At 71.1% G+C, this 20,941-nt stretch carries 25 protein-coding genes; 11 read left to right on the top strand and 14 right to left on the bottom strand.

What is annotated here, in order from left to right; translation table 11 throughout:
- The first annotated feature begins 2 nt into the window (after positions 1 to 2).
- Entirely contained in the window at positions 3 to 461 is a 459-nt protein-coding gene (locus ABD106_RS05030; protein ID WP_343918010.1) for a hypothetical protein, read from the top strand.
- 193 nt (positions 462 to 654) lie between these two features.
- Here the strand turns inward: ABD106_RS05030 and ABD106_RS05025 are convergent, their stop codons facing one another.
- Both ABD106_RS05025 and ABD106_RS05020 read right to left on the bottom strand, forming a co-directional pair.
- Complete coding sequence (locus tag ABD106_RS05025; RefSeq protein WP_343918008.1) at positions 655 to 1,212, bottom strand: hypothetical protein; 558 nt, start codon at positions 1,210 to 1,212, stop codon at positions 655 to 657.
- Positions 1,213 to 1,336: 124 nt separating this feature from the next.
- Positions 1,337 to 1,609 (bottom strand): hypothetical protein, encoded by a 273-nt coding sequence (locus ABD106_RS05020; RefSeq protein ID WP_343918006.1) that lies wholly within the window; start codon positions 1,607 to 1,609, stop codon positions 1,337 to 1,339.
- A gap of 286 nt (positions 1,610 to 1,895) precedes the next feature.
- Between ABD106_RS05020 and ABD106_RS05015 the strand changes: the two genes are divergently transcribed.
- Positions 1,896 to 3,017 carry a tyrosine-type recombinase/integrase gene (locus tag ABD106_RS05015; protein ID WP_343918004.1) on the top strand — a complete coding sequence of 374 codons (1,122 nt, stop codon included), beginning with the start codon at positions 1,896 to 1,898 and terminating at the stop codon, positions 3,015 to 3,017.
- On the opposite strand, the gene ABD106_RS05010 is transcribed toward ABD106_RS05015, so the two are convergent.
- The 3 genes from ABD106_RS05010 to ABD106_RS05000 all read right to left on the bottom strand — a co-directional run bounded on the left by ABD106_RS05010 (position 2,987) and on the right by ABD106_RS05000 (position 5,502).
- On the bottom strand, positions 2,987 to 3,859 hold the full coding sequence (locus tag ABD106_RS05010) for a hypothetical protein (protein WP_343918002.1): 873 nt from the start codon (positions 3,857 to 3,859) through the stop codon (positions 2,987 to 2,989). The genes ABD106_RS05015 and ABD106_RS05010 overlap by 31 nt on opposite strands.
- A gap of 125 nt (positions 3,860 to 3,984) precedes the next feature.
- Positions 3,985 to 5,058 carry a redox-regulated ATPase YchF gene (gene ychF / locus ABD106_RS05005; RefSeq protein WP_343918000.1) on the bottom strand — a complete coding sequence of 358 codons (1,074 nt, stop codon included), beginning with the start codon at positions 5,056 to 5,058 and terminating at the stop codon, positions 3,985 to 3,987.
- A 75-nt stretch (positions 5,059 to 5,133) separates the two neighbouring features.
- Positions 5,134 to 5,502 (bottom strand): VOC family protein, encoded by a 369-nt coding sequence (locus ABD106_RS05000; protein ID WP_343917998.1) that lies wholly within the window; start codon positions 5,500 to 5,502, stop codon positions 5,134 to 5,136.
- Between the two features lie 157 nt (positions 5,503 to 5,659).
- Between ABD106_RS05000 and ABD106_RS04995 the strand changes: the two genes are divergently transcribed.
- The 6 genes from ABD106_RS04995 (at position 5,660) to ABD106_RS04970 (ending at position 9,708) form a co-directional block, all read left to right on the top strand.
- Positions 5,660 to 6,073, top strand: a complete 414-nt coding sequence (locus tag ABD106_RS04995; RefSeq protein WP_343917996.1) for a hypothetical protein — start codon at positions 5,660 to 5,662, stop codon at positions 6,071 to 6,073.
- Entirely contained in the window at positions 6,070 to 6,348 is a 279-nt protein-coding gene (locus ABD106_RS04990) for an acylphosphatase (RefSeq protein ID WP_343917994.1), read from the top strand. Before ABD106_RS04995 ends, ABD106_RS04990 begins: the two co-directional genes overlap by 4 nt.
- A 163-nt stretch (positions 6,349 to 6,511) precedes the next feature.
- Positions 6,512 to 7,222, top strand: a complete 711-nt coding sequence (locus ABD106_RS04985; RefSeq protein ID WP_343917992.1) for a PRC-barrel domain-containing protein — start codon at positions 6,512 to 6,514, stop codon at positions 7,220 to 7,222.
- 42 nt (positions 7,223 to 7,264) lie between these two features.
- On the top strand, positions 7,265 to 8,080 hold the full coding sequence (locus ABD106_RS04980; protein ID WP_343917990.1) for a YoaK family protein: 816 nt from the start codon (positions 7,265 to 7,267) through the stop codon (positions 8,078 to 8,080).
- 249 nt (positions 8,081 to 8,329) lie between these two features.
- The gene (locus ABD106_RS04975; RefSeq protein ID WP_343917988.1) at positions 8,330 to 9,394 is read left to right on the top strand and encodes a Glu/Leu/Phe/Val dehydrogenase family protein; all 1,065 of its coding nucleotides are present in this window, start codon (positions 8,330 to 8,332) and stop codon (positions 9,392 to 9,394) included.
- Positions 9,395 to 9,513: 119 nt separating this feature from the next.
- Complete coding sequence (locus ABD106_RS04970) at positions 9,514 to 9,708, top strand: hypothetical protein (protein ID WP_343917986.1); 195 nt, start codon at positions 9,514 to 9,516, stop codon at positions 9,706 to 9,708.
- Between the two features lie 43 nt (positions 9,709 to 9,751).
- Here the strand turns inward: ABD106_RS04970 and ABD106_RS04965 are convergent, their stop codons facing one another.
- Positions 9,752 to 10,333, bottom strand: a complete 582-nt coding sequence (locus ABD106_RS04965; RefSeq protein ID WP_343917984.1) for a DinB family protein — start codon at positions 10,331 to 10,333, stop codon at positions 9,752 to 9,754.
- A 97-nt stretch (positions 10,334 to 10,430) separates the two neighbouring features.
- Between ABD106_RS04965 and ABD106_RS04960 the strand changes: the two genes are divergently transcribed.
- Positions 10,431 to 11,339, top strand: a complete 909-nt coding sequence (locus ABD106_RS04960; RefSeq protein WP_343917982.1) for a DMT family transporter — start codon at positions 10,431 to 10,433, stop codon at positions 11,337 to 11,339.
- Here ABD106_RS04960 and ABD106_RS04955 read toward each other — a convergent pair.
- Genes ABD106_RS04955 through leuC form a run of 7 tightly spaced genes read right to left on the bottom strand, consistent with a single transcriptional unit; the run spans position 11,329 to position 18,174 of the window.
- Positions 11,329 to 11,814, bottom strand: coding sequence for a DUF488 domain-containing protein (locus ABD106_RS04955; RefSeq protein WP_343918131.1), 486 nt, complete (start codon positions 11,812 to 11,814; stop codon positions 11,329 to 11,331). The genes ABD106_RS04960 and ABD106_RS04955 overlap by 11 nt on opposite strands.
- Positions 11,815 to 11,870: 56 nt before the next feature.
- Entirely contained in the window at positions 11,871 to 12,977 is a 1,107-nt protein-coding gene (locus tag ABD106_RS04950; RefSeq protein ID WP_343917980.1) for a D-alanine--D-alanine ligase family protein, read from the bottom strand.
- A gap of 4 nt (positions 12,978 to 12,981) precedes the next feature.
- Positions 12,982 to 13,980, bottom strand: coding sequence for an NAD(P)H-dependent glycerol-3-phosphate dehydrogenase (locus tag ABD106_RS04945; RefSeq protein ID WP_425545722.1), 999 nt, complete (start codon positions 13,978 to 13,980; stop codon positions 12,982 to 12,984).
- Positions 13,973 to 14,749, bottom strand: coding sequence for a lysophospholipid acyltransferase family protein (locus tag ABD106_RS04940; protein WP_343917978.1), 777 nt, complete (start codon positions 14,747 to 14,749; stop codon positions 13,973 to 13,975). Before ABD106_RS04940 ends, ABD106_RS04945 begins: the two co-directional genes overlap by 8 nt.
- Entirely contained in the window at positions 14,749 to 16,065 is a 1,317-nt protein-coding gene (gene murA, locus ABD106_RS04935) for a UDP-N-acetylglucosamine 1-carboxyvinyltransferase (protein ID WP_343918129.1), read from the bottom strand. Before murA ends, ABD106_RS04940 begins: the two co-directional genes overlap by 1 nt.
- Positions 16,066 to 16,106: 41 nt before the next feature.
- Positions 16,107 to 16,715, bottom strand: coding sequence for a 3-isopropylmalate dehydratase small subunit (gene leuD, locus ABD106_RS04930; RefSeq protein ID WP_343917976.1), 609 nt, complete (start codon positions 16,713 to 16,715; stop codon positions 16,107 to 16,109).
- A 1-nt stretch (position 16,716) separates the two neighbouring features.
- Positions 16,717 to 18,174, bottom strand: a complete 1,458-nt coding sequence (gene leuC / locus ABD106_RS04925) for a 3-isopropylmalate dehydratase large subunit (RefSeq protein ID WP_343917974.1) — start codon at positions 18,172 to 18,174, stop codon at positions 16,717 to 16,719.
- Between the two features lie 230 nt (positions 18,175 to 18,404).
- On the opposite strand from leuC, the gene ABD106_RS04920 reads away from it, so the two are divergent.
- Together ABD106_RS04920 and ABD106_RS04915 are read left to right on the top strand one after the other, a co-directional pair.
- Positions 18,405 to 19,412, top strand: coding sequence for a magnesium and cobalt transport protein CorA (locus ABD106_RS04920; protein ID WP_343917972.1), 1,008 nt, complete (start codon positions 18,405 to 18,407; stop codon positions 19,410 to 19,412).
- Between the two features lie 44 nt (positions 19,413 to 19,456).
- The gene (locus ABD106_RS04915; RefSeq protein ID WP_343917969.1) at positions 19,457 to 20,443 is read left to right on the top strand and encodes a malate dehydrogenase; all 987 of its coding nucleotides are present in this window, start codon (positions 19,457 to 19,459) and stop codon (positions 20,441 to 20,443) included.
- Between the two features lie 7 nt (positions 20,444 to 20,450).
- On the opposite strand, the gene ABD106_RS04910 is transcribed toward ABD106_RS04915, so the two are convergent.
- Positions 20,451 to 20,858: a zf-TFIIB domain-containing protein gene (locus ABD106_RS04910; protein ID WP_343917967.1), complete on the bottom strand. Its 408-nt coding sequence runs from the start codon at positions 20,856 to 20,858 to the stop codon at positions 20,451 to 20,453.
- Positions 20,859 to 20,941 lie beyond the last annotated feature (83 nt).

Raw genomic sequence — 20,941 nt, 5'->3', positions numbered from 1 at the left:
CAATGCTGGATCCGCATGCACTGCACGAGCAATTCCATCTAGCCCTGACGGGCACCCACCCCGACGCGTCAGCCACATACCGATCTGCGTTGGCCGCGGTAACGATGCTGGTGGGCGACGATGAGATCGAAGGGCGATCGGCATGGCTGGACTACGGTCACGTCGGAACCGGTGCGTCCGCCCGGGAATCCGAGATCGCAGTGCATCTGCGCGTGCTCACCAGGTCCGGCATCATCCGTCTCGATCAGGATTTTGATTTTAACGGCGCTCCTGACGCTCACCTCATCCCGTGGTCGCAGGTCATCCGGCTTCATGTCATAGCCAAGAACGAGTCGGCCGAGCCGACGCCGGTCAACGTATGGGTCGAGACCTCAACAGCTGGCAGAGTCGAGTTCCACGGAACCCCGGTCCCGCGGGCATTGACGGCAATCATCGAAAGCGTGCGTCGCAACACGAGGTGAGGTCGAGAGCGTCCTGGCAGGTCGGCTAGCGGCCGGTGCAAACAGGCTCGAGATTGTCGTGGGGAGAGAAGGGTCACCGCCCCGGTGGACTCCCAGCCAAGTCGCCCACAGGGTCCCTCCCACGTCGCTCTCCTCTTGGATGGGTCGAGGCCCAGCGTTGATCGCCGTGACCTCGACCCATCCAGTGAGTCCGCTACCTGGCGGGGCTGATCGCTCCGTAGAAGAACTGCCTCGCCATGTCGGCGTTGAGGCTCTTGTGCCGGCTGAGGGCCTCAATCTCGTTGAGCGTGGTGCCCGTCGCCGGGTAGGCCGAGGAGTAGGCGCTGACCGCCTCGGCGAAGCCGTACTGCAGAGAGCGCGTCAGGAGCGCCTGGGCGAGGCTGGGGTCGTTGCTGTTGATGGCGCGCTGCATCATGTCGAGTGCCTTCGAGCTGTCGGTGATGCCCGTGACACGGTCCTCTGCATCACGGGCCGCGATTGCATCGTGTCCAGTGAGGGGCTTGTGGCTGCCAGTGAGCGTCCGAGTCCGGTGCGCGATGGCATCGTCGATGGCCTTCTCCTCCTTCGTGAGCAGCTCCCGCAGTTCGGCCTGCGCCGCGTTGTAGGCGTCGTCGGACTGCTCCCGCTTCCACTGCGCTGAGCGCGACTCGTCGTTCTGGATCTCGGCGATGTGCTGCTTGTAGCCGGCGATGAGAGTGCTTCCCTTGGTGCGGAGCGCGTCGAGCTGGCTGTCGATGGGCGTGCTGGTCATGAGTGTGCCTTTCGGTGGGTAGTTTCCGTGGGTGACGACGCGGGCGCGTTCGTCGGGTCTGGTGGCGTGGTCGCGGATTCACCGGTGCGGTGCTGCTGCACGAGTGCCTTGAGGTCGTCGTCGCTCATGGCTGTTCCTTGCTGAGGACGATGCGGATGCGGTCCCGGCGGGGAAACGTCTTGATCCAGTAGCCGCCGAGAGTGAGCGCCGCGAGCTGCTGAATGTCGTGCGGAGAGAGGAACTTCGGATTGAGGATGTACGTGCCTGGCTCGCCACCCGCGGTTGGTGCGCGCCACCATGCGGGCATGTCGGTTGCGAGGCCAAGCTTCTGAAGGAGCGCAACGGGCTCTGGTGCCTGCTCGGTGCGGACCTTCGCCCAGGGGTCGTGGTCGGTCATCGGTCTTCCTGTGTCAGTGCGTGGACTTGTGCGCGGAGTGCGATCGCTTCGGTCTGGTAGTCGTGGGCTTCGCGTTCCCATTCGCGGGCGATGTTGCGCCAATCAGGTCCGCCGCCTTGCCAGAGGACTGACGCGCCGATGTGGTGCGACTCGCAGCCGGGAGAGGCCAGCGACGTGGACCGCGCGAAGAGGGCCAGCCGAACTCAAGAGCCGGATCTCTCGTCACAACTGGAGATCGCCACACGCGTTGACGAGGCACGGCTGAGATTCACGGAAGGACGCGCAGATGGCGAGCATTCAGAAGCGTCCTAACGGCTCCTGGCGAGCCCGCTACCGTGACGAGGAGCGGAGGGAGCACTCCCGGCACTTCGCGCGCAAGATCGACGCCCAAACATGGCTGGACGAGGTGACCGCCGCCGTCGTCACCGGCGCATACGTCGATCCCAAGATGTCGCGCACCACGCTCGACGCCTACTTCGCGGATTGGTCGCAGCGGCAAGTGTGGGCCGACAACACAGACAAAGCGATGCGGCTCGCGGTCAAGGGCTGCACGTTCGCCGGCACCCCCCTCGGGAAGGTGCGTCGCTCGCACGTCGAGACGTGGGTGAAGCGGATGCAGACGGACGGCCTCGCAGCTTCGACGATTCGCACTCGAGTCGGCAACGTGCGCGCCGTGCTTCGAGCGGCAGCTCGCGATCGACTCATCGCGCGCGACCCTTCCGAGGGCGTCACGCTCCCCCGTCTCCGCCGCGCCGAGCACGCGATGCAGATACCGTCCCCCGAGGCTGTGAGCGCCGCTCTGACAGCGGCACCGGACTGGTTCAGGCTCTACCTCGCCCTGTGCGCGTTCGCGGGCCTACGGCTCGGAGAGGTGTCCGCGCTGCAGCTCTCAGACGTTGACTTCCTGCGCCGTCAACTGCACGTCGAGAGGCAGGTTCAGCGGGCCGGGGCCGGCCAGGTGTCGGTCACTCCCCCGAAGCACGGCAGCGAGCGCGACGTCTTCCTGCCCGACGAGCTCGTAACGATGATCGCCCAGCACGCACAGCAGATCGGGGTCCGAGGCGACGAGCAGTGGCTGTTCGTTGGCGCACACGGGAACCCACCACACCAGAACACCGTCAACTACTGGTGGCGGAAGACGATCGACTCCGCCGGGCTCGCCCACTTCCGCCTGCACGACCTGCGGCACTTCTACGCATCCGGCCTCATCGCTGCCGGCTGCGACGTCGTGACGGTGCAGCGTGCGCTTGGCCACGCCAAGGCCACGACCACGCTCAACACCTACGGGCATCTGTGGCCGACCGCGGAAGACCGTACTCGGTCGGCAGCAAGTCGACTCATGGTCGCGTCCACTCGAAGCCTCGAAGAAGGGTCGTCTTACATCTCGACGAACCGGACTCCGTCCTGAAGCGCACGCAGGAGCGCCGTCGCATGCGCGATTGCGAGAGACGCGTTGAGTTTCGAGATTTGATGGGGCGTCAGATCGTGCGCCGTCAGGTTCCTGTTCAGACGCCGCCGTTCCTCGAAGCCTGGTCGTTGGCCGGTAAGCATGGGAACCAGAGGACGGAGCACCAGAAGCGCTGTCGGGAGCAAGTCCTTACTCTTTGGGAACTTGCCGGGCCGGAAATGGCCTCGCGGACGTCCCACGCGGTGCTCGACAATTGAGTCGATGACGTTCACCGCCAGCGTCTGGCCCGCCGCGACAAAGCCGGACTCGACCGCGTCGATCGCTTCGCCCACACGTACCGCGAACCACTTGATACCGGGATCTCGCACGAGTGCAAGTTCGGTCCGGCAGGAGTCAAGGATTGTGCGTCGGCTCCTACCCCAGACCTCTCGTCGCGACGCCGAGTCTTCCGACTTGAGTAGGCGCTCGACCACGCTCGCGGGCGGGACATACGCCACCGGGTATCCGTCAGCGATGATCGAGTCAAGCTCTCCCAGCCGCCGCTCGAGGGCGATGGTGTGGAGGTTCCGTGGGAACAGGAGGCGGAGGACCGCCTCGTTCGCGCCAGCCGCCAGCGCGAGGATGCGACGGCTCGCTTGCTCGAGCGCGGGCTTCCAGAGCTCGGCGTACTGGCGAACGACCGGTTCTAGGGATTTGAGGATCGACTCACGAATGCGCTCGAGTTGCGGCGCGATGGCTCGCGCGATGTCCAGTGCGCTGAAATTCGCGGCGGCATCATGGGCGTCCGGTCCCGGCTCGGCGTCCTCGGCTCCTTCGCCATCGGGTTGAGGAAGGTCTGACACCTGTGCAGGCTAAGTCATAGTCCTGCTCGAGAAGCCCTTGCTCGGCCGCTCCCGCGGACTATCTGCGGACTCGGCAGTCGAGACGGCCGCAACTTCCGCTTAAAAGCGCGGAACTTGCGCGATGCTCACACGTTGAAGCGGAACTCCACGACGTCGCCGTCAGCCATCACATAGTCCTTGCCCTCGATGCGCACGCGGCCAGCGGCCTTCGCCTCGGCCATCGAGCCCGCGGCATCCAGGTCCTCGAACGAGACGACCTCGGCCTTGATGAAGCCGCGCTCGAAGTCGGTGTGGATGACGCCGGCGGCCTGCGGGGCGGTCCAGCCCTTGCGGATCGTCCACGCGCGCGACTCCTTCGGGCCGGCGGTCAGGTAGGTCTGCAGGCCGAGGGTCTCGAAGCCGATGCGGGCGAGCTGGTCCAGCCCCGACTCCTCCTGGCCGAGCGACTGCAGCAGCTCGAGCGCCTCGGCCGGGTCGAGGTCGACGAGCTCCGACTCCACCTGCGCGTCGAGGAAGACGGCCTTCGCCGGTGCGACGAGCGCGGCCAGCTCGGCCTTCTTGTCGGCGTCGGAGAGCACCTCCTCGTCGACGTTGAAGACGAAGAGGACGGGCTTGGCCGTGAGGAGCCCGAGCTCCTTGATGGGCGTCGTGTCGAAGCCGGCCTGCGAGAGCGTGCGCCCCGAGTTCAGGATCTCGTTCGCCTCGACGGCAGCCGCGAGCACCGCCGCGTCGACCTTCTTGCCCTTCAGCTCCTTCTCGAGCCGCGGGATGGCCTTCTCGAGCGTCTGCAGGTCGGCGAGCATGAGCTCGGTGTTGATCGTCTCCATGTCGGAGGCGGGGTCGACCGCACCGTCGACGTGCACGACGTCGCTGTCGCCGAATCCGCGCACGACCTGCGCGATCGCATCCGCCTCACGGATGTTCGCGAGGAACTTGTTGCCGAGCCCCTCGCCCTCGCTCGCACCCTTCACGATGCCGGCGATGTCGACGAACGACAGCGCCGCGGGCAGGATGCGCTGCGAGCCGTGGATCTCGGCGAGTCGCGTCAGCCGCTCGTCCGGCAGCTCGACCACCCCGATGTTCGGCTCGATCGTTGCGAACGGGTAGTTCGCCGCGAGCACGGTGTTCTTGGTGAGAGCGTTGAAGAGGGTCGACTTGCCCACGTTGGGGAGTCCGACGATGCCGATCGTGAGTGCCACAACAGGTCAGCCTACCGGCGACGCGCGAGGCGCCGACCCGAGCACCGCTGCTCGGTCCCGCGACGCCCCGCCGCGTCAGCTGCCGATGACCGCGATGATGTTGCCCGCGGGGTCGGTGCACCACGCGATGTCCGGCCCCATGCCGCTCGCGATGCCCCGCTCGTCCTGGTCGAAGCCGTCGTAGCGCTCGAAGCGCACCCCCTTGCCGACGAGCTCGTCGACCGCTGCCCTGACGTCGCCGACGACGAGGTTGAGGATCGTGAACACCGCGGGGCGGTGATCGTCCTTCTGGTAGACGAACACCTTCGCGCCGCCCGGCAGCGTGATCGAGAGCTGCCCCATCTCCTCGCCCGTCGCGAGCCCGAGCACGTCGCTGTAGAACGACCTCGCCACCTCCAGGTCGGGCACCGCGAAGCCGCTGAAGCCATCCGTGTACTGCGCCATGGCACACCTCCTGCGGGCATCCTGCGCCGCATCCGCATGCCGCGCCAGACGCGACTTGGACAGCGGCGCCGCCATCGGGACGATGCTCTGTCGACCCACAGGCAGCGGTCGTAGCGTGTTGCCACAGCGCCGCCCGGGCGCACGTTGAGGAGCGATCATGGCCACGCACGACGACAACCCCCAGCACGACAGCCGCGAGGGCACGCCCGACTACCGAGGCGCCGACCAGCCCGACACCGCAGCCGGCCAGCCCGAGCGCGGCGACGACGCCCTCGGCCAGGACACGACGGCCACGCACGACAACCGCGAGGACGACCAGATCTACCAGCAGGCTCCCCCGTCGGGCAGCGGTGGCGCCGACTCGTTCGACTCGCGCCACAACGAGTTCGACGCATCCGAGGGCCAGGCCGGGGCGGGCGTCGACAAGGAGACGGGCGAGGCCGTGCACGGCGACGGCATGCTGCACGAGCAGGCAGAGGAGCCGCGCTCGAAGGGGTTCGACGCCGACCAGCCCCAGCAGGTGCAGGACGCGGGCGACGAGCCCAACGCGGAGCAGCCGCGACAGCGGTGACGACCCACCGCATCCGACGCCGCTTCGTCGTGCACGGCAGCGTGCAGGGCGTCGGCTTCCGCTGGGCCGCGAGCGCCGAGGCCGAGCGCCTCGGCGTCGCGGGCAGCGTGCGCAACCGCTTCGACGGCACCGTCGAGGCGGAGGTCGAGGGCACGGCGGATGCCGTGGACGCGATGGCCGGATGGCTCGCGCACGGCCCGCCCTCGGCACGCGTCGATCGCGTCGACCGCGACGAGGTCGAGCCGCGCGGGGAGCAGGGCTTCCGCATCGCCTGAGGCGCCAGCGGTCGCTGCACGCCCGGCTCTCGCTGCGCGCCACGTTGTCACGGCACGCTCAGGATGCGGGCATACGGTCGCGACAGGCATCAGCCGCCCTCGCTGGGCGCGGCGGGCCGAACGCCCGCAGCGCAGCGAGGAACCGCACCGATGGAGGTACATCGTGACGTTCCAAGGCAACATCGACGCGCTCCCAGGCCGCGAGGTCTTCGGCAGCGACGGTCGCAGGATCGGGAAGGTGGGACAGGTCTTCGTGCTCGAGGGCACCGACGACCCGACCTGGATGACCGTGCACACCGGCCTGTTCGGCACGCACGAGTCGTTCGTTCCCGTCTCGGAGGCGACGGAGCGCGGCGCCGAGGTGCACGTGCCATTCGAGAAGTCGTTCGTGCAGGACGCGCCGCGCATCGACGACGCCACCGAGCTCACCGTCGAGCACGAGGCCGAGCTCTACCGCTACTACGGCGTGCAGCCCCCGATGGCGCACGGCGCAGCGGGTGCCGGCGTCGGCGCGGGCGCTGGTGCGGGCGCCGCTGCGGGGGCAGCAGCCGGGGCCGGCATGCGCGCCGATCAGGACGGCCGAGGGTCGCACGACGACCGGGACGCTCGTGACGGACGCGATGTGCTCGACCGCGACGCGCAAGCCCAAGGCACCGACGCGCACGATGAGCGACGCCATTCGAGCGCTGGAGATCGTCGGGACGGCGGCTCCGACGACTCCGAGGGCGTCGCCGGCACCGGAGCCGGTGCCCCGCGCCTCCGCCGCCGCGTCGTCACCGAGATGCAGACGATCCAGGTGCCCGTGCAGCGCGAGGAGATCGTCGTCGACGACGACGGCCGCGACGACGCCGACATCGGGCGCAACGGCCGCTGACGGCCCGGGGCCTCGCGCCCCAGCAGCACTAGCCTCGGAGGCATGGCGTCAGCTCATGCCTCCGAGGCGCATCCGAGCGCGGGTGCGCGCATCCGGGCGCACGTGCGGGGCCTCGCCGGGCCCGACCGCACCGTGCGCTCGAACCGCGACCTCGCCGTGCTGCTCGCCCTGACCGCAGGCATCGTCAACTCGGTGGGCTTCATGGCGATCGCCCTCTACACGTCGCACATGACGGGCCTCACCGCGATGCTCGCCGACATGCTCGCCACCGGCGCGGTCGACATCGCGCTGCTGTGCCTCATCGGCATCGTCGCGTTCGTCGCGGGCGCCGCCGCCTGCGCGATGCTGTTCAACTGGGGCAGGCGGCGCGGGCTCCGCAGCCGCTACGCCAACGTGCTGCTCGTCGAGGCCGTGCTCGTGCTGCTCGTGGGCCTCCTCGCGCAAGAGCTGTCGTCGACCGAGCGCAGCTGGGCGCTCATCGCGCTCCTCGGGCTCACGATGGGCCTGCAGAACGCCATCATCACGAAGATCTCCAACGCGCAGATCCGCACGACGCACGTCACGGGCATGATCACCGACATCGGCATCGAGCTCGGCAAGCTCGCCTACCCGACGCGGCGCGGCGACCCTGAGCCGGTGCGCGCCGACCTCGGGCGGCTCGGGCTCCACACGCTCCTGGTCGGCACGTTCTTCGCCGGCGGGCTGCTCGGCGCGCTCGCCTACAGCGCGATCGGGTTCCTCACGGTCGTGCCGACCGCGTGCATCCTGCTCGCCTTCGCGAGCGTGCCGCTCGTCGACGACCTGCGGGCGGCGGCGCGAGCGCGGTCGCGGCGAGGGCGGATGCGTCCGGTCGAGTAGTCGTCACACGCGCGAGCGTGCGCCGACGCGCTCCGCATGCGCGATGCGATCCACCTGCGCGCAACCGGACAGGTCGACATGCCCATTCCGACTGACCCTTCCACCGCCGGCTTGCGCGCCCCGCGCAATCGAGCGCGCACCGCTTGCGCGCATCGCGCATCAGGGCGATGATCGAGGCAGCCGCGCGACCCGCGGCATTCACTCACAGCGCCGTGAGATCCACGGCGCCATGCACTGAGGAGAGCTGCCATGAGCGCCATCCCCGAGTTCTCGCACGAACGCGTCCTGACGTCGATGGGCGCGAGGAGCGGTCTCGTCATCACCGTCGCACTGCATTCGAGCGTCCTCGGACCCGCGCTGGGCGGCTGCCGCATGTGGACCTACCCGACCTGGGCAGACGGCCAGGCCGACGCGCTCCGCCTCTCGGCCGCGATGACCCTCAAGAACGCTGCCGCCGGCCTGGATGCGGGCGGCGGCAAGTCGGTGATCGCGCTCCCCCTCGGCGTCCCGGTCGACTCCGAGCGCCGGCGCGCAGCGCTGCTCGACCTCGGCGACATGGTCGAGTCGCTCGACGGCCGCTACCGCACCGCGGAGGACGTCGGCACGACCGAGCACGACATGCTCGTCGTGCGCGAGCGCACCGAGCACGTCGTGGGGCTCCCGGCCGAGAACGGCGGCGCGGGCGAGCCCGCCGGCGCGACCGCCCTCGGCGTCTACTCGTCGATCGCCCCCACGCTCGAGGCCGCGTTCGGCTCCGACCGCATCGACGAGCGCTCGTTCGTGATCTCCGGCCTCGGCCAGGTGGGCGGCCGGCTCGCGCGCATGCTCGCGGGCCATGGCGCGACGCTCCTCGTCACCGACATCGACGAGCGCAAGCGCCAGCTCGCCGACGAGCTCGGCGCCCGCTGGATCGCACCGGACGCCGCGCTCACGACCACCGCGGACGTGTTCGTGCCCGCCGGGCTCGGCGGCATCCTGACGGACGAGGCCATCGATCAGCTGCCCGTGCGCGCGGTCGTCGGCCCCGCGAACAACCCGCTCGCCGAGCACTCCGGGGCCGAGCGGCTCGCCGCGCGCGGCATCGTCTACGCGCCCGACTTCGTCGTGAACGCGGGCGGCGTCATCCACCTGCAGGGCATGGCCGACGGCCTCGAGTGGCCGGCGATCGCCGAGCGCCTCACGGGCATCGGCGACACGGTGCGCGCGGTGCTCGCGAGCGCCCGCGAGCGCGGCATCACCCCGCTCGAGGCCGCCGAGGCCCTCGCAGCCGCTCGCATCGACGCAGCCCGCGGGCACCTGACGGTCAGCGCCTGACGCATCCGCCGCCTGAAGCATCCGCCACCGGTCGCCGCGGCGGCGGATGCGGTCGGCCCTCAGGGAGGCGGCGTACGGTCGGGCGTGTGCGGCGACGGCGCCGCGAGAGGAAGGGAGCCATGAGCGACCAGCACGAGCAGTCAGGCCACGAGCAGGCCGGCCACGACCACGCCAGCCAGGACGAGCCCGTGGTCGAGGGCGGCTATGGCGATCCCGGCGAGGCCGAGGCCCTGACCGGCGACACCGACCCCGAGACCGACCCCAAGGCCGACCCCGCCGAGGGCAACGACCCCGAGAATCCGCACGGCCTGTAGCGGCAGCGAAGGCCTTCGCGCGCGGTCGAGGTGGCGGGCGGCGTCAGTCCCCCGCCGCCTCGGCCGTCGCGCGGAGCCGCTCGACGTAGGCGGCCCACCACTGCACATCGCCCTCTGGCAGGTTCGAGACGCCGTCGCGGAGCCCGGCGGCACCGTCGATCGACTCGCGCACGATGTCTGCGTGCCCCGCGTGCCGGGCGATCTCGGCGATGAGGTGGACGACGAGCCGGTGCAGCGTCGTGTCGCCGCGGTCGCCCCACCACGGCACGTGCGCCGACGCGTCGAGCGGCAGTGCCTCGAGCGTCGCGTCGGCGTGCGCCCACACACGATCCCAGAGCGCCAGCACCGACTCGAGCGACTCGTCGGGCCCCGCCCACATGTCGGCGTTGTCCTCCGCGTCGTCGTCGTTCCACGCGAGGTGCTCCGGGAACGGTCGCCCGACGCACGCGCCGAGGTAGTCGGCGGTCACCGACGCGACGTGCTTGACGAGCCCGAGCAGGTTGGTGCCCGTGGGCGTCATCGGCATGCGCGCGTCGCGCTCCGACAGCCCCTCGAGCTTCCAGCGCAGGGCATCTCGCTGCACCGTGAGATAGCGAACGAGTGTCTCCTTGGCGTCTTCGCTCATCCCCGCATCCTGCCAGGCCTCCGCGTGGCGGGATCTTGCCGAAGCGCGTCCGACGTGCGGCTCGTGGCGACCCGCCGGCCGCGCGTAGGCTCGCGAGGTGACTGCAGCCCCGCTCCGTGCTCGAGCGACCGTCGTCGCCGCGATCGTCACCACGCTCCTCGCGTGGGCCTCGGCGTTCGTCGTCATCCGCGCGGTCGCCGACGACTTCGATCCCGGTGCCCTCACGCTCGGGCGGCTCTCGGTCGCCGCGCTCGCGCTCGGCATCGCCCAGCTCGTGCACGGCGCCTGGGTGCGGCCGACCGGCCGGCAGTGGGCGCTGCTCGGCGCCTTCGGCATCTCGTGGTTCCTCGTCTACAACCTCGCGCTCAACGCGGCCGAGCACCTGCTCGACCCTGGCACCGCCGCGATGCTCGTCAACGTCGCGCCGCTCATCGTCGCGATCGTCGCCGGCTCGCTGCTCGGCGAGGGCTTCCCCCGGTGGCTCATCATCGGCGCGATCGTGGCGTTCTGCGGCATCGCCATCATCGGAGCGGCGACCGCGACCGGCTCGCTGAGCCTCCTCGGCGTCGCGCTCGCGCTCCTCGCGGCCGTGACCTACGCGATCGCGGTGCTGCTGCAGAAGCCGCTGCTCGCGAGCCTGCCCGGGCTGCAGGTCACGCTCATCGGCGTCGTGATCGGCGTCGTCGGCAGCCTGCCGTGGGCCGGCTCGCTCGTCGGGCAGCTCGCGGTCGCCCCGCTCGCCTCGACGCTCGGCGTGGCCTACCTCGGGCTCGTGCCGACCGCCATCGCGTTCCTCGCCTGGGCGTACGCGCTCAAGCGGATGCCTGCAGGCCGGCTCACCATCACCACCTACCTCGTGCCGGTCATCGCGACCGGCATGGCGTGGGCGCTGCTCAGCGAGGTGCCGCCGCCGCTCGCGCTGCTGGGCGGGCTCATCAGCCTGGCCGGCGTCGCCCTCACCCGCGTCCCGAGCCGCGCCCGTGTGGCTGCGGCGGTCAGCCGCTAGCTGCGGCGGGCCAGCGCACGGCGCCGTCGACGACCGTCGCCGTCTCGCTCGGCGCATGCGGCTTGAGCGATCCGTCGTGCATGAGGTGCTGCACCTCGACCCCGTGCAGCACCGTCGCGACGTCGGCGACCACGCGGCGGTGGCACCGCCACCACACGGCCTCCGAGCACATGACGGCCGTGCGGCGCCCGCCGGCGAGCGCGAGGGTCGCCGCCATGCCCTCCGAGAACTCCTCCGTGCGCGTCCACGCCGCGTAGGCGCGGAACGCGGCGACGCGCCACCAGTCGTCGGGCGAGACCGCGTCGTCGGCCGCGAGCAGCCGCCGCCTACCGCCGAGCCGCTCCTCCCAGCGGTAGTCGACGCCGCCGTCGCCGAGCTCGGCCGCGATCGCGTCGCGCGCGGCGGCCGGGTTCGCGCGACTGCCGGGGAAGCGACGGATGTCGACCACGAGCTCGACGCCCGCATCCGTCAGCAGCGACCGCAGCGCATCCCCATCGAGCCGGCCGTGGCCGACCGTGAGCAGGGTGGCGGCTATCGGTCCTCCTGCATGCCGAGCTCGATGAGCTCGGTGATGAGGTCGGCGTAGCCGATGCCGGTCGCCTCCCAGAGCACCGGGAACATCGAGATGGCGGTGAACCCCGGCATCGTGTTGATCTCGTTCACGACGATGCCGTGCTCGGGCGAGACGAAGAAGTCGACCCGGGCGAGGCCCGCGCCCTCGATCGCCTCGAAGGCGCGCACTGCGGTGTGCTGCAGCGCCGCGAGCGTCTCGTCGTCGAAGGGCGCAGGGCACACGATCCGCGCGCCCGCGCCGCCGCGGTACTTGAGGTCGAAGTCGTAGAACCGGCCCTCGTCGAGCTCGATCTCGCCGGGCAGCGACGCGCGCGACAGCTCGCCCGCGCGCCCCGAGAGCACGCCGAGCTCGACCTCGCGGCCCGAGACGCCGACCTCGACGAGCGCTCGCGTGTCCTCGGCGAGGGCGACCTCCATCGCGTGGTCGAAGTCGAGCACCGACGCCACTCGGCTCACGCCGACCGACGAGCCCGCTCGCGCGGGCTTCACGAACACGGGCATCGGGAAGTCGCCGAGCCTCGCGCGCACGGCGTCGGGGTCGCGCAGCCACTCGCGGCGCGAGACGGTCATCCAGGGCGCGACGCGGATGCCCGCGTGCTCGAGCACCGTCTTCGTGTAGTGCTTGTCCATGCCGACGGCGCTCGCGAGCACCCCGTTGCCGACGTACGGCAGCCCGGCGAGCTCGAGCGCGCCCTGCACCGTGCCGTCCTCGCCGAACGGTCCGTGCAGGATCGGGAAGACGATGTCGACGGGCACGGAGCGCTCGCCGCCCTCGTCCTGCACGCTCAGCTCGCGCTCCCCCGCGACCTGCGGCAGCCGCACGCGCGAGCCGTTGTCGGCGACGACGGGCATGGCCTCGAGCGTGAGGTCGGCAGGGTCGCCGTCCCAGAGCGTCCACGCGCCCTCGGGCGTGATGCCGACGACGACGGGCTCGAAGCGCTCGCGGTCGAGGTGCCGCAGCACGCTGCCCGCGGTGGCGCACGAGATGGAGTGCTCGCTCGAGCGCCCGCCGAAGAGCAGGGCGACGCGGATCCGCTGCGCGGCTCCCGGGTGCGTGTCTGGCACGGTGCTACTCCTCGATCGGCTCGTCGTCGGTCGTCAGGTGCGGGGCGATGTCGCGCGGGTCCATGGCCCCGTCGAGCACGAGCCGCACCTGCTCGAGGATCGGCATCCGCACCCCCTTCGCCTCGGCGAGCTGCGCGACGGGGTCGACGGAGGCGAGCCCCTCGGCGACCTGCTCCATGCGCGCCACGACGTCGGTGCGCGAGTAGCCCATGCCGAGCAGCCGACCCGCCGTGAAGTTGCGCGACAGCGGCGATCCGCACGTCGCGATGAGGTCGCCGAGCCCCGCGAGGCCGCGCAGCGTCTCGCGCTCGGCGCCGTGCGCGACGGCGAAGTCGGTCAGCTCTGCCAAGCCGCGCGTGATGATCGACGCCTTCGTGTTCTCGCCGTGGCCGACGCCGTCGACGATCCCGATCGCGAGCGCCACGAGGTTCTTCAGCACGCCGCCGAACTCGGTGCCGATCACGTCGGTGTTGATGAACGAGTGGAAGTAGTCGTTGCGCGCGCGCTTCGCGACGTCGCGCGCGGTCATCGCGCTCACCGACGAGACGACCGCGGCGGTCGGCTGCTCCTGCGCGATCTCGAGCGCGAGGTTGGGCCCCGAGACGACCGCGATGCGGCCGGCGTCGATCCCGAGCTCCTGGGCGATGAGCTCGCTCATCCGCAGCCCCGTGCCCGCCTCGACGCCCTTCATGAGGCTCACGACGGGCGCATCCGGCTCGATGGCGTCGCCGTGCTCGCGCAGCATCGGGCGCAGCTGCTGGCTCGGCACGGCGAGGTAGACCTGGGATGCGCCCTCGAGCGCCGCACGGATGTCGCTCGTCGCGTGCAGCGACGCCGGGAGCGTGATGCCGGGCAGGTAGCGGGTGTTGCGGCGCGACTCGTCGATCTCGCGCGCGGCCTCGGGCCGGCGAGCCCACAGCACGGTGTCGGCACCGCCGTCGGCGAGCACCTTCGCGAACGTCGTGCCCCAGCTGCCGGCGCCGAGCACGGCGACCTCAGGCACCAAGCTGCCTGTCGTCGCCGTCCTCGAAGCGTCCGATCTCCGACTGCCCGGCCGACGCCGGGTTCCACCGCTCGGCGGGCGGCTCCTCGCCGCGCAGCTCGCCCAGCAGGCCCGCGATCGCGGCCATGAGCCGGTCGGTCGCCGCGGTCATCGCCACCTGGTCGGTGCGGCCCGCGAAGTCGCTCAGGTCGACCGGAGGGCCGAAGAGGATGTCGATTCGCTTGCGCGGGAAGGGGTGGATGGCCTTGCCGTAGCGGGGCATGAGGTGCTGCGTGCCCCAGTGCGCGGCGGGGATGAGCGGGATGCCGGCCTCGAGCGCCATGCGGACCGCACCCGTCTTCCCGCGCATCGGCCACAGCTTCGGGTCGCGCGTGAGCGAGCCCTCGGGGTAGACGATGACGCCGAGCTCGTCGCGCACGATCTGCCGCGCGGCCTCCATCGGCTCGCCGTGCGAGGAGCGCCCCGCGCGCTCGACGGGGATCTGCCCCGCCGCGGCGAGGATGCGACCGACCACCGGGATCCTGAAGAGGCTCGCCTTCGCCATGAAGCGGGGGATGCGGCCCGACTTGTAGATCGCGACCGCCATGATGATCGGGTCGATCTCGCTGTAGTGGTTGGGCGAGAGCACGAACGCGCCCTTCGCCGGCACGTGCTCGTGCCCGCGGATGTGCAGCTTCGCCATCGCGGCGACCGCCGGCAGGACGACAGCGGCGAGCCCGCGGTAGACGGGCTCACGCTCCTCCCGCGGCGGCTTGCCGGGCAGCGTCATCAGCCCTCCACGTCGAAGTCGGCACCCAACGTCTCGAGCTTCTCGATGAAGCGCTCGTACCCGCGCGCGATGATCCCCACGTTCGAGATCCGGCTCGTGCCCTCCGCGGTCAGCGCCGCGACGAGGTGGCTGAAGCCGCCCCGCAGGTCGGGCACGACGACGTCGGCGCCGTGCAGCTGCACCGGCCCCGCGATGACGGCGGAGTGCTGGTAGTTGCGCGCGCCGAAGCGGCACGCGTGGCTGCCGAGGCAATCGGTGTGGATCTGGATGCGCGCACCCATCTCGACGAGCGCCTCCGTGAAGCCGAAGCGCTGCTCGTAGACCGTCTCGTGCACGATCGAGATGCCGTTGGCCTTCGCGAGGGCGACCACGAGCGGCTGCTGCCAGTCGGTCATGAAGCCGGGGTGGACATCCGTCTCGACGACGACCGGCTTGAGGTCGCCGCCCGGGTGCCAGAAGCGGATGCCGTCGTCCTCGATCTCGAAGGCGCCGCCGGCCTTGCGGTAGACGTTGAGGAACGTCGTCATCTCGGGCTGGCGAGCGCCCTCGAGGAAGACGTCGCCGCCGGTCGCGAGCGCCGCGCACGCCCACGAGGCTGCCTCGTTGCGGTCGAACAGCGCCGTGTGGCGGTAGCCGAAGAGGCGGTCGACGCCCTCGATGCGGATCGTGCGGTCGGTGTCGACCTGGATCTCGGCGCCCATCTTCTGCAGGATCGCGATGAGGTCCATGATCTCGGGCTCGACGGCCGCGTTCTTCAGCTCGGTGCGGCCCTTCGCGCGCACCGCGCCGAGCAGCACCTGCTCGGTCGCGCCGACCGAGGGGTACGGCAGCTGGATCTTCGCGCCGTGCAGGCCGTTCGGCGCCGACATGCGGATGCCGCTCGGCAGCTTCTCGACGACGGCGCCGAAGTTGCGGAGCACCTCGAGGTGGAAGTCGATGGGGCGGTCGCCGATGTGGCAGCCCCCGAGGTCGGGGATGAACGCCTCGCCGAGCTGGTGCAGCAGCGGTCCGCAGAAGAGGATCGGGATGCGGCTCGAGCCCGCGTGCGCGTTGATCGACGTCTCGTGCGCCGTGCGCACGTTCGACGGGTCGAGCCGGAGCGTGTCGCCGTCGCGCCGGACGGTGACGCCGTGGAGCTCGAGCAGGCCCTCGACGACGCGGACGTCGCTGATCTCGGGCACGCTGCGCAGCTCGCTCGGCGTCTCGCCGAGCAGCGCCGCGACCATCGCCTTCGTGACGAGGTTCTTGGCGCCCTTCATCTGGATGCGCCCGTTGAGCGGCTTGCCGCCGCGCACGGTGATGCGGTCGACGTTCATGCCGACCGCGGCGCCCGCGCTCTTGGAGAACTCGGTCAGGTTCACTGGGTTCCTTCCCTGACGGGCTGCGTCGTGGGCAGCCACGCCGGTCGGCTCGCTTCGAACGCGGTGATCGCGTCCTCGTCGCGGAGGGTCAGGGCGATGTCGTCCAGGCCCTCGAGCAGCCGCCAGCGAGTGTAGTCATCGATCTGGAAGTCATGGCTGACCCCGTCCGCGATCGCGGTGCGCGACTCGAGGTCGACGGTGACGGACGCGCCGGTCTCGGCCTTCGCGACCGCCCAGAGCGCCTGCATCGACTCCTCAGAGATCTGGCCGACGAGCAGGCCCTGCTTGCCCGCGTTGCCGCGGAAGATCTCGCCGAAGCGCGGGCCGAGCACGGCGGTGATGCCGAAGTCGCGGAGCGCCCACACGGCGTGCTCGCGGCTCGAGCCCGTGCCGAAGTCGTGGCCGACGACGAGGATGCCGCCGTGCCGGTACGGCTCCTGGTTGAGCACGAAGTCGGGGTCCTGGCGCCACGAGTGGAAGAGGGCGTCGTCGTAGCCCGTCTTCGTCACGCGCTTCAGGAACACCGCGGGGATGATCTGGTCGGTGTCGACGTTCGAGCGCTCGAGCGGGATGATCGGCCCGGTCAGCGTGCGGATCTGCTCCATGTCAGGCCTCCTCGGTCTGCTGGCCGTGCTGGGTGTCGCGCGCGTCGGTGCTCTGCGCCTGGAGGTCCCAGGGGCTCGACAGCGTGCCGCGGATCGCGGTCGCGGCGGCGACGAGCGGCGAGACGAGGTGCGTGCGACCGCCCTTGCCCTGCCGGCCCTCGAAGTTGCGGTTCGACGTCGAGGCGCAGCGCTCCCCCGGTGCCAGCTGGTCGGGGTTCATGCCCAGGCACATCGAGCATCCGGCGAAGCGCCACTCGGCACCGAAGTCCTTGAACACCTTGTCGAGACCGGCGGCCTCCGCCTCGAGCCGCACGCGGGCCGAGCCCGGCACGACCATGACGCGCACGCCCGGCGCCTTCGTCTGGCCGCGGAGGATGTCGGCGGCGGCCGTCAGGTCCTCCATGCGCGAGTTCGTGCACGAGCCGATGAAGACGGTGTCGACCGGGATCTCCTTGAGCTTCGTGCCGGGGGCCAGGTCCATGTACTCGAGCGCGCGCTCGGCGGCGGCGCGGTCGTTGGGGTCGTCGAACGAGGCCGGGTCGGGCACCTCGCCCGAGAGCGACGCGCCCTGGCCCGGGTTGGTGCCCCACGTGACGAACGGCTCGAGCATGCTCGCGTCGATCGTGACCTCGGCGTCGAAGACGGCGTCGTCGTCGGTGGGGAGCGTCTTCCAGTACTCGAGCGCGGCATCCCAGTCGGCGCCCTTCGGCGCGTGCGGCTTGTCCTTGACGTAGGCGTAGGTCGTCTCGTCGGGCGCCACCATGCCCGCGCGGGCGCCGGCCTCGATCGACATGTTGCAGATCGTCATGCGGCCCTCGATCGAGAGGGCTCGGATGGCGCTGCCGCGGTACTCGAAGACGTAGCCGGCGCCGCCGCCGGTGCCGATCTTCGCGATCACGGCGAGGATGATGTCCTTCGCGGTGACGCCGGGGCGCAGCTCGCCCTCGACGTTGATCGCCATGGTCTTGAACGGCTTGAGCGGCAGCGTCTGCGTGGCCATGACGTGCTCGACCTCGCTCGTGCCGATGCCGAACGCCATCGCGCCGAACGCGCCGTGGGTGGAGGTGTGCGAGTCGCCGCAGACGACCGTGACGCCCGGGAGCGTGAGGCCGAGCTGCGGGCCGACGAGATGCACGATGCCCTGCTCCTTGTCGCCGAGCGAGTGGATGCGCACGCCGAACTCCTCGGCGTTCTGCCGCAGCGTCTCGATCTGCTTGCGGCTCGTCGGGTCCTGGATGGGCTTGTCGATCTCGAGCGTGGGGGTGTTGTGGTCCTCGGTCGCGACGGTGAGGTCGGTGCGACGCAGCCCGCGGCCCGCCTGGCGGAGGCCGTCGAAGGCCTGCGGGCTCGTCACCTCGTGCACGAGGTGGAGGTCGATGTAGATGAGGTCGGGCGCACCGTCCTCGCCCTTGACGACGACGTGGTCGTCCCACACCTTCTCTGCGAGCGTCCTGCCCATATCCGTTCCCCCTGTGCTGACCCGCGCCGTGCTGTCGCGGTGCTGCCACGGTGCTGCCACACCTCGCGCTGGCTGCCCAGCGCGACCGGGCCTCGCTCGGCCCATCGTGCAAGTCTACGCGGCGCGCCGTGCCGCTCCTCTGACGGCGAACAGCGCGCCGCGCGCCGGCCGGACGTAGAGTCCCACCGTGACCCATCCGCATCCGGCCCCGCCCCTCGATCGGGCCACGCATGCCGATCGCTGACGCCTCCGTCTGGGCCGCCGGGCGCCGCATCGCGGATGCGGTGCCCTTCGACCGCGTGCTCGAGACTGCCGCCGAGCACGACGGCTTCGCCTGGGTCGACCTCGTGGACCCCACCGAGGCGGAGGTGCGCGAGGTCGCCGACGAGCTCGACCTCCACCACCTGCTCGTCGAGGACGTCGTCTCGCGCGGGCAGCGCTCGAAGCTCGAGTCGTACAACGGCACGGACTTCTGCGTGACGCATCGCATCGCGACCGGCGCAGACGGCGCGCTGGCGGTGTTCGACGTGCACGCGATCGTCGGGGAGCGATGCGTCGTGACGGTCTCGTGGTCGGGCGACGACGCGGTCCGGCAGGTGCGCGAGCGGCTCGCGAGGAGGGACGACGCGCTCGAGCCGACGCCGCGCGTCGTGCTCTACGCGATCCTCGACCTCGTCGCCGACGCGCACACCGAGCTCGCGCTCGAGATCCACGACCAGGTCGCCGGCATCGAGGACGCGTTCTTCGGCGACGCCGACCCGCCGACGGTCGACATCTACCGCGCGATGCGGCGCGTGCTCGGCCTGCAGCGCGCTGCCGACCCGATGAGCGACCTCGTCGAGCGCGCCGCCGCGCGCCTGGGAGATCGAGAGCTCGAGCTGCGCCGGCACCTGCGCGACGTCGACGACCACGCCCAGCACACGTCGGCGCGGCTCGACAGCGACCGTGCGCTGCTCGCGAGCATGCTGCAGCTCGCCTCCGCCCGGGTGGCGGAGCGGCAGAACGACGAGCTGCGGTCGATGACCGAGCACCAGATCGAGCAGAACGAGCAGACGAAGAAGGTCACGTCGTGGGCGGCGATCCTCTTCGCACCGACGCTCATCGCCGGCATCTACGGGATGAACTTCCGTCACATGCCCGAGCTCCACTGGCTGCTCGGCTACCCGTTCGCGATCGTGCTCATGCTCGCGCTCGCCGGCATCCTCTATCTCGCGTTCAAGCGCCGGCACTGGCTGTGACCGCGCCCTGGCGGCGGTCAGGGGCGAGGGTCCACGATGGGGGCATGCGCGCACCCATCACCGTCGCCGTCACCGGCGGCGCCGGCCAGATCGGCTACCAGCTCCTGTTCCGCATCGCCGCCGGCGACATGCTCGGCCCCGACCAGCCGGTGCGGCTGCGCATCCTCGAGGTGCGGCAAGCGCTGCCGGCGCTCGAGGGCGTCGTCATGGAGCTGCAGGACGCCGCCTTCCCGCTGCTCGCGTCGGTCGACACGACGGCGGATGCGTCGGTCGCGTTCGAGGGCGCCGACCACGCGCTGCTCGTGGGCGCGCGGCCGCGGTCGAAGGGGATGGAGCGCGCCGACCTGCTCGCCGCGAACGGCGCGATCTTCGCCGCGCAGGGGCGCGCGATGCAGGAGCACGCGGCCGACGGCATCCGCATCACCGTGACGGGGAACCCGGCCAACACGAACGCGCTCATCGCGGCTGCCGCGGCGCCCGACATCCCGCGGGAGCGCTTCTCGGCGCTCACGCGGCTCGACCACAACCGCGCGATCGCCCAGCTCGCCGCGAAGACGGGCGCGGCGGTCGCCGACGTGCGGCGCATGATCGTGTGGGGCAACCACTCGGCGACCCAGGTGCCCGACATCACGCACGCGACCGTCGGCGGGGAGCCGGCCGTCGACCTCGTCGGCCGCGAGTGGGTGAAGGAGGCGTTCGTGCCGACCGTCGCGAACCGCGGCGCGGCGATCATCGAGGCGCGCGGCGCGTCGTCGGCCGCCTCTGCCGCCTCGTCGACGATCGACCACGTGCGCGACTGGACGCGCGGCACCGCCGTCGGCGACTGGACCTCGATGTCGGTCATCTCGCGCGGCGAGTACGGCGTGCCCGAGGGGCTCGTCTCGTCGTTCCCGGTGACGACCGCCGGCGGCGAGTGGACGATCGTCGAGGGCCTCGAGCTCGACCCCGACGTCGAGGCGCAGCTGCGCGCATCCGTCGCCGAGCTCGACGACGAGCGCTCGCAGGTGCGGGAGCTCGGCCTGCTCGGCTGAGCGGGCCTCAGCCGAGGATGTCGCCGAGCCAGCCGCGACTGCCGCGGCGCTGCTGGTCGCGCGGCCCGCGCTGATCGCTCGATCGCTCCTGCACGGTGCGCATGACCTTGTCGGCGATCTTGCCCACGGTGTCGCTCGAGCCGGAGCGCGGCTGGTCGTAGGGCTGCTGGCCGTAGGGCTGCTGGCCGTAGGGCTGCTCGGCGCCCGGCTGCTGGCCGTAGCGGGGCTGGTCGCCGGGGCGGCCCGGCATCGGCTGCTGCTGCGCGGAGCCGGGCGCGGACTGCTCGGAGCGCTCGATCAGCTTGTCGAGCTCTCCGCGGTCGAGCCAGATGCCGCGGCACTCGGGGCAGTAGTCGATCTCGATGCCGCTCCGCTCGCTCATCACCAGGGTCGTCGCGTCGTTCGGGCACTGCATGGGCGTCTCCTCTCAGACGGGGCAAGCCTCACGCCTCCGCCTGTGCGGCGCCCCAGCACGGGCGGCCGGGCTGCGGGTGCTCG

Origin of the sequence: Agrococcus citreus (genome assembly GCF_039527715.1) — a bacterium.
In the GTDB taxonomy this organism is placed as follows: domain Bacteria; phylum Actinomycetota; class Actinomycetes; order Actinomycetales; family Microbacteriaceae; genus Agrococcus; species Agrococcus citreus.
The sequence above is the reverse complement of the archived record's forward strand: the minus strand, read 5'-3'. Positions and strand labels throughout refer to the sequence as shown.

What these genes read in the sequence shown, in the direction of transcription:
- ABD106_RS04915 (WP_343917969.1), top strand. Translation starts at nt 19,457, where the DNA reads ATGCGCGCACCCATCACCGTCGCCGTCACCGGCGGCGCCGGCCAGATC.
- ABD106_RS04975 (WP_343917988.1), top strand. Translation starts at nt 8,330, where the DNA reads ATGAGCGCCATCCCCGAGTTCTCGCACGAACGCGTCCTGACGTCGATG.
- ABD106_RS04995 (WP_343917996.1), top strand. Translation starts at nt 5,660, where the DNA reads ATGGCCACGCACGACGACAACCCCCAGCACGACAGCCGCGAGGGCACG.
- ABD106_RS04980 (WP_343917990.1), top strand. Translation starts at nt 7,265, where the DNA reads ATGGCGTCAGCTCATGCCTCCGAGGCGCATCCGAGCGCGGGTGCGCGC.
- ABD106_RS05015 (WP_343918004.1), top strand. Translation starts at nt 1,896, where the DNA reads ATGGCGAGCATTCAGAAGCGTCCTAACGGCTCCTGGCGAGCCCGCTAC.
- ABD106_RS04940 (WP_343917978.1), bottom strand. Translation starts at nt 14,749, where the DNA reads ATGACGCTGCCCGGCAAGCCGCCGCGGGAGGAGCGTGAGCCCGTCTAC.
- ABD106_RS05000 (WP_343917998.1), bottom strand. Translation starts at nt 5,502, where the DNA reads ATGGCGCAGTACACGGATGGCTTCAGCGGCTTCGCGGTGCCCGACCTG.
- ABD106_RS05030 (WP_343918010.1), top strand. Translation starts at nt 3, where the DNA reads ATGCTGGATCCGCATGCACTGCACGAGCAATTCCATCTAGCCCTGACG.
- leuD (WP_343917976.1), bottom strand. Translation starts at nt 16,715, where the DNA reads ATGGAGCAGATCCGCACGCTGACCGGGCCGATCATCCCGCTCGAGCGC.
- leuC (WP_343917974.1), bottom strand. Translation starts at nt 18,174, where the DNA reads ATGGGCAGGACGCTCGCAGAGAAGGTGTGGGACGACCACGTCGTCGTC.
- ABD106_RS05020 (WP_343918006.1), bottom strand. Translation starts at nt 1,609, where the DNA reads ATGACCGACCACGACCCCTGGGCGAAGGTCCGCACCGAGCAGGCACCA.
- ABD106_RS04965 (WP_343917984.1), bottom strand. Translation starts at nt 10,333, where the DNA reads ATGAGCGAAGACGCCAAGGAGACACTCGTTCGCTATCTCACGGTGCAG.
- ABD106_RS04910 (WP_343917967.1), bottom strand. Translation starts at nt 20,858, where the DNA reads ATGCAGTGCCCGAACGACGCGACGACCCTGGTGATGAGCGAGCGGAGC.
- ABD106_RS04970 (WP_343917986.1), top strand. Translation starts at nt 9,514, where the DNA reads ATGAGCGACCAGCACGAGCAGTCAGGCCACGAGCAGGCCGGCCACGAC.
- murA (WP_343918129.1), bottom strand. Translation starts at nt 16,065, where the DNA reads ATGAACGTCGACCGCATCACCGTGCGCGGCGGCAAGCCGCTCAACGGG.
- ABD106_RS04920 (WP_343917972.1), top strand. Translation starts at nt 18,405, where the DNA reads ATGCCGATCGCTGACGCCTCCGTCTGGGCCGCCGGGCGCCGCATCGCG.
- ABD106_RS05025 (WP_343918008.1), bottom strand. Translation starts at nt 1,212, where the DNA reads ATGACCAGCACGCCCATCGACAGCCAGCTCGACGCGCTCCGCACCAAG.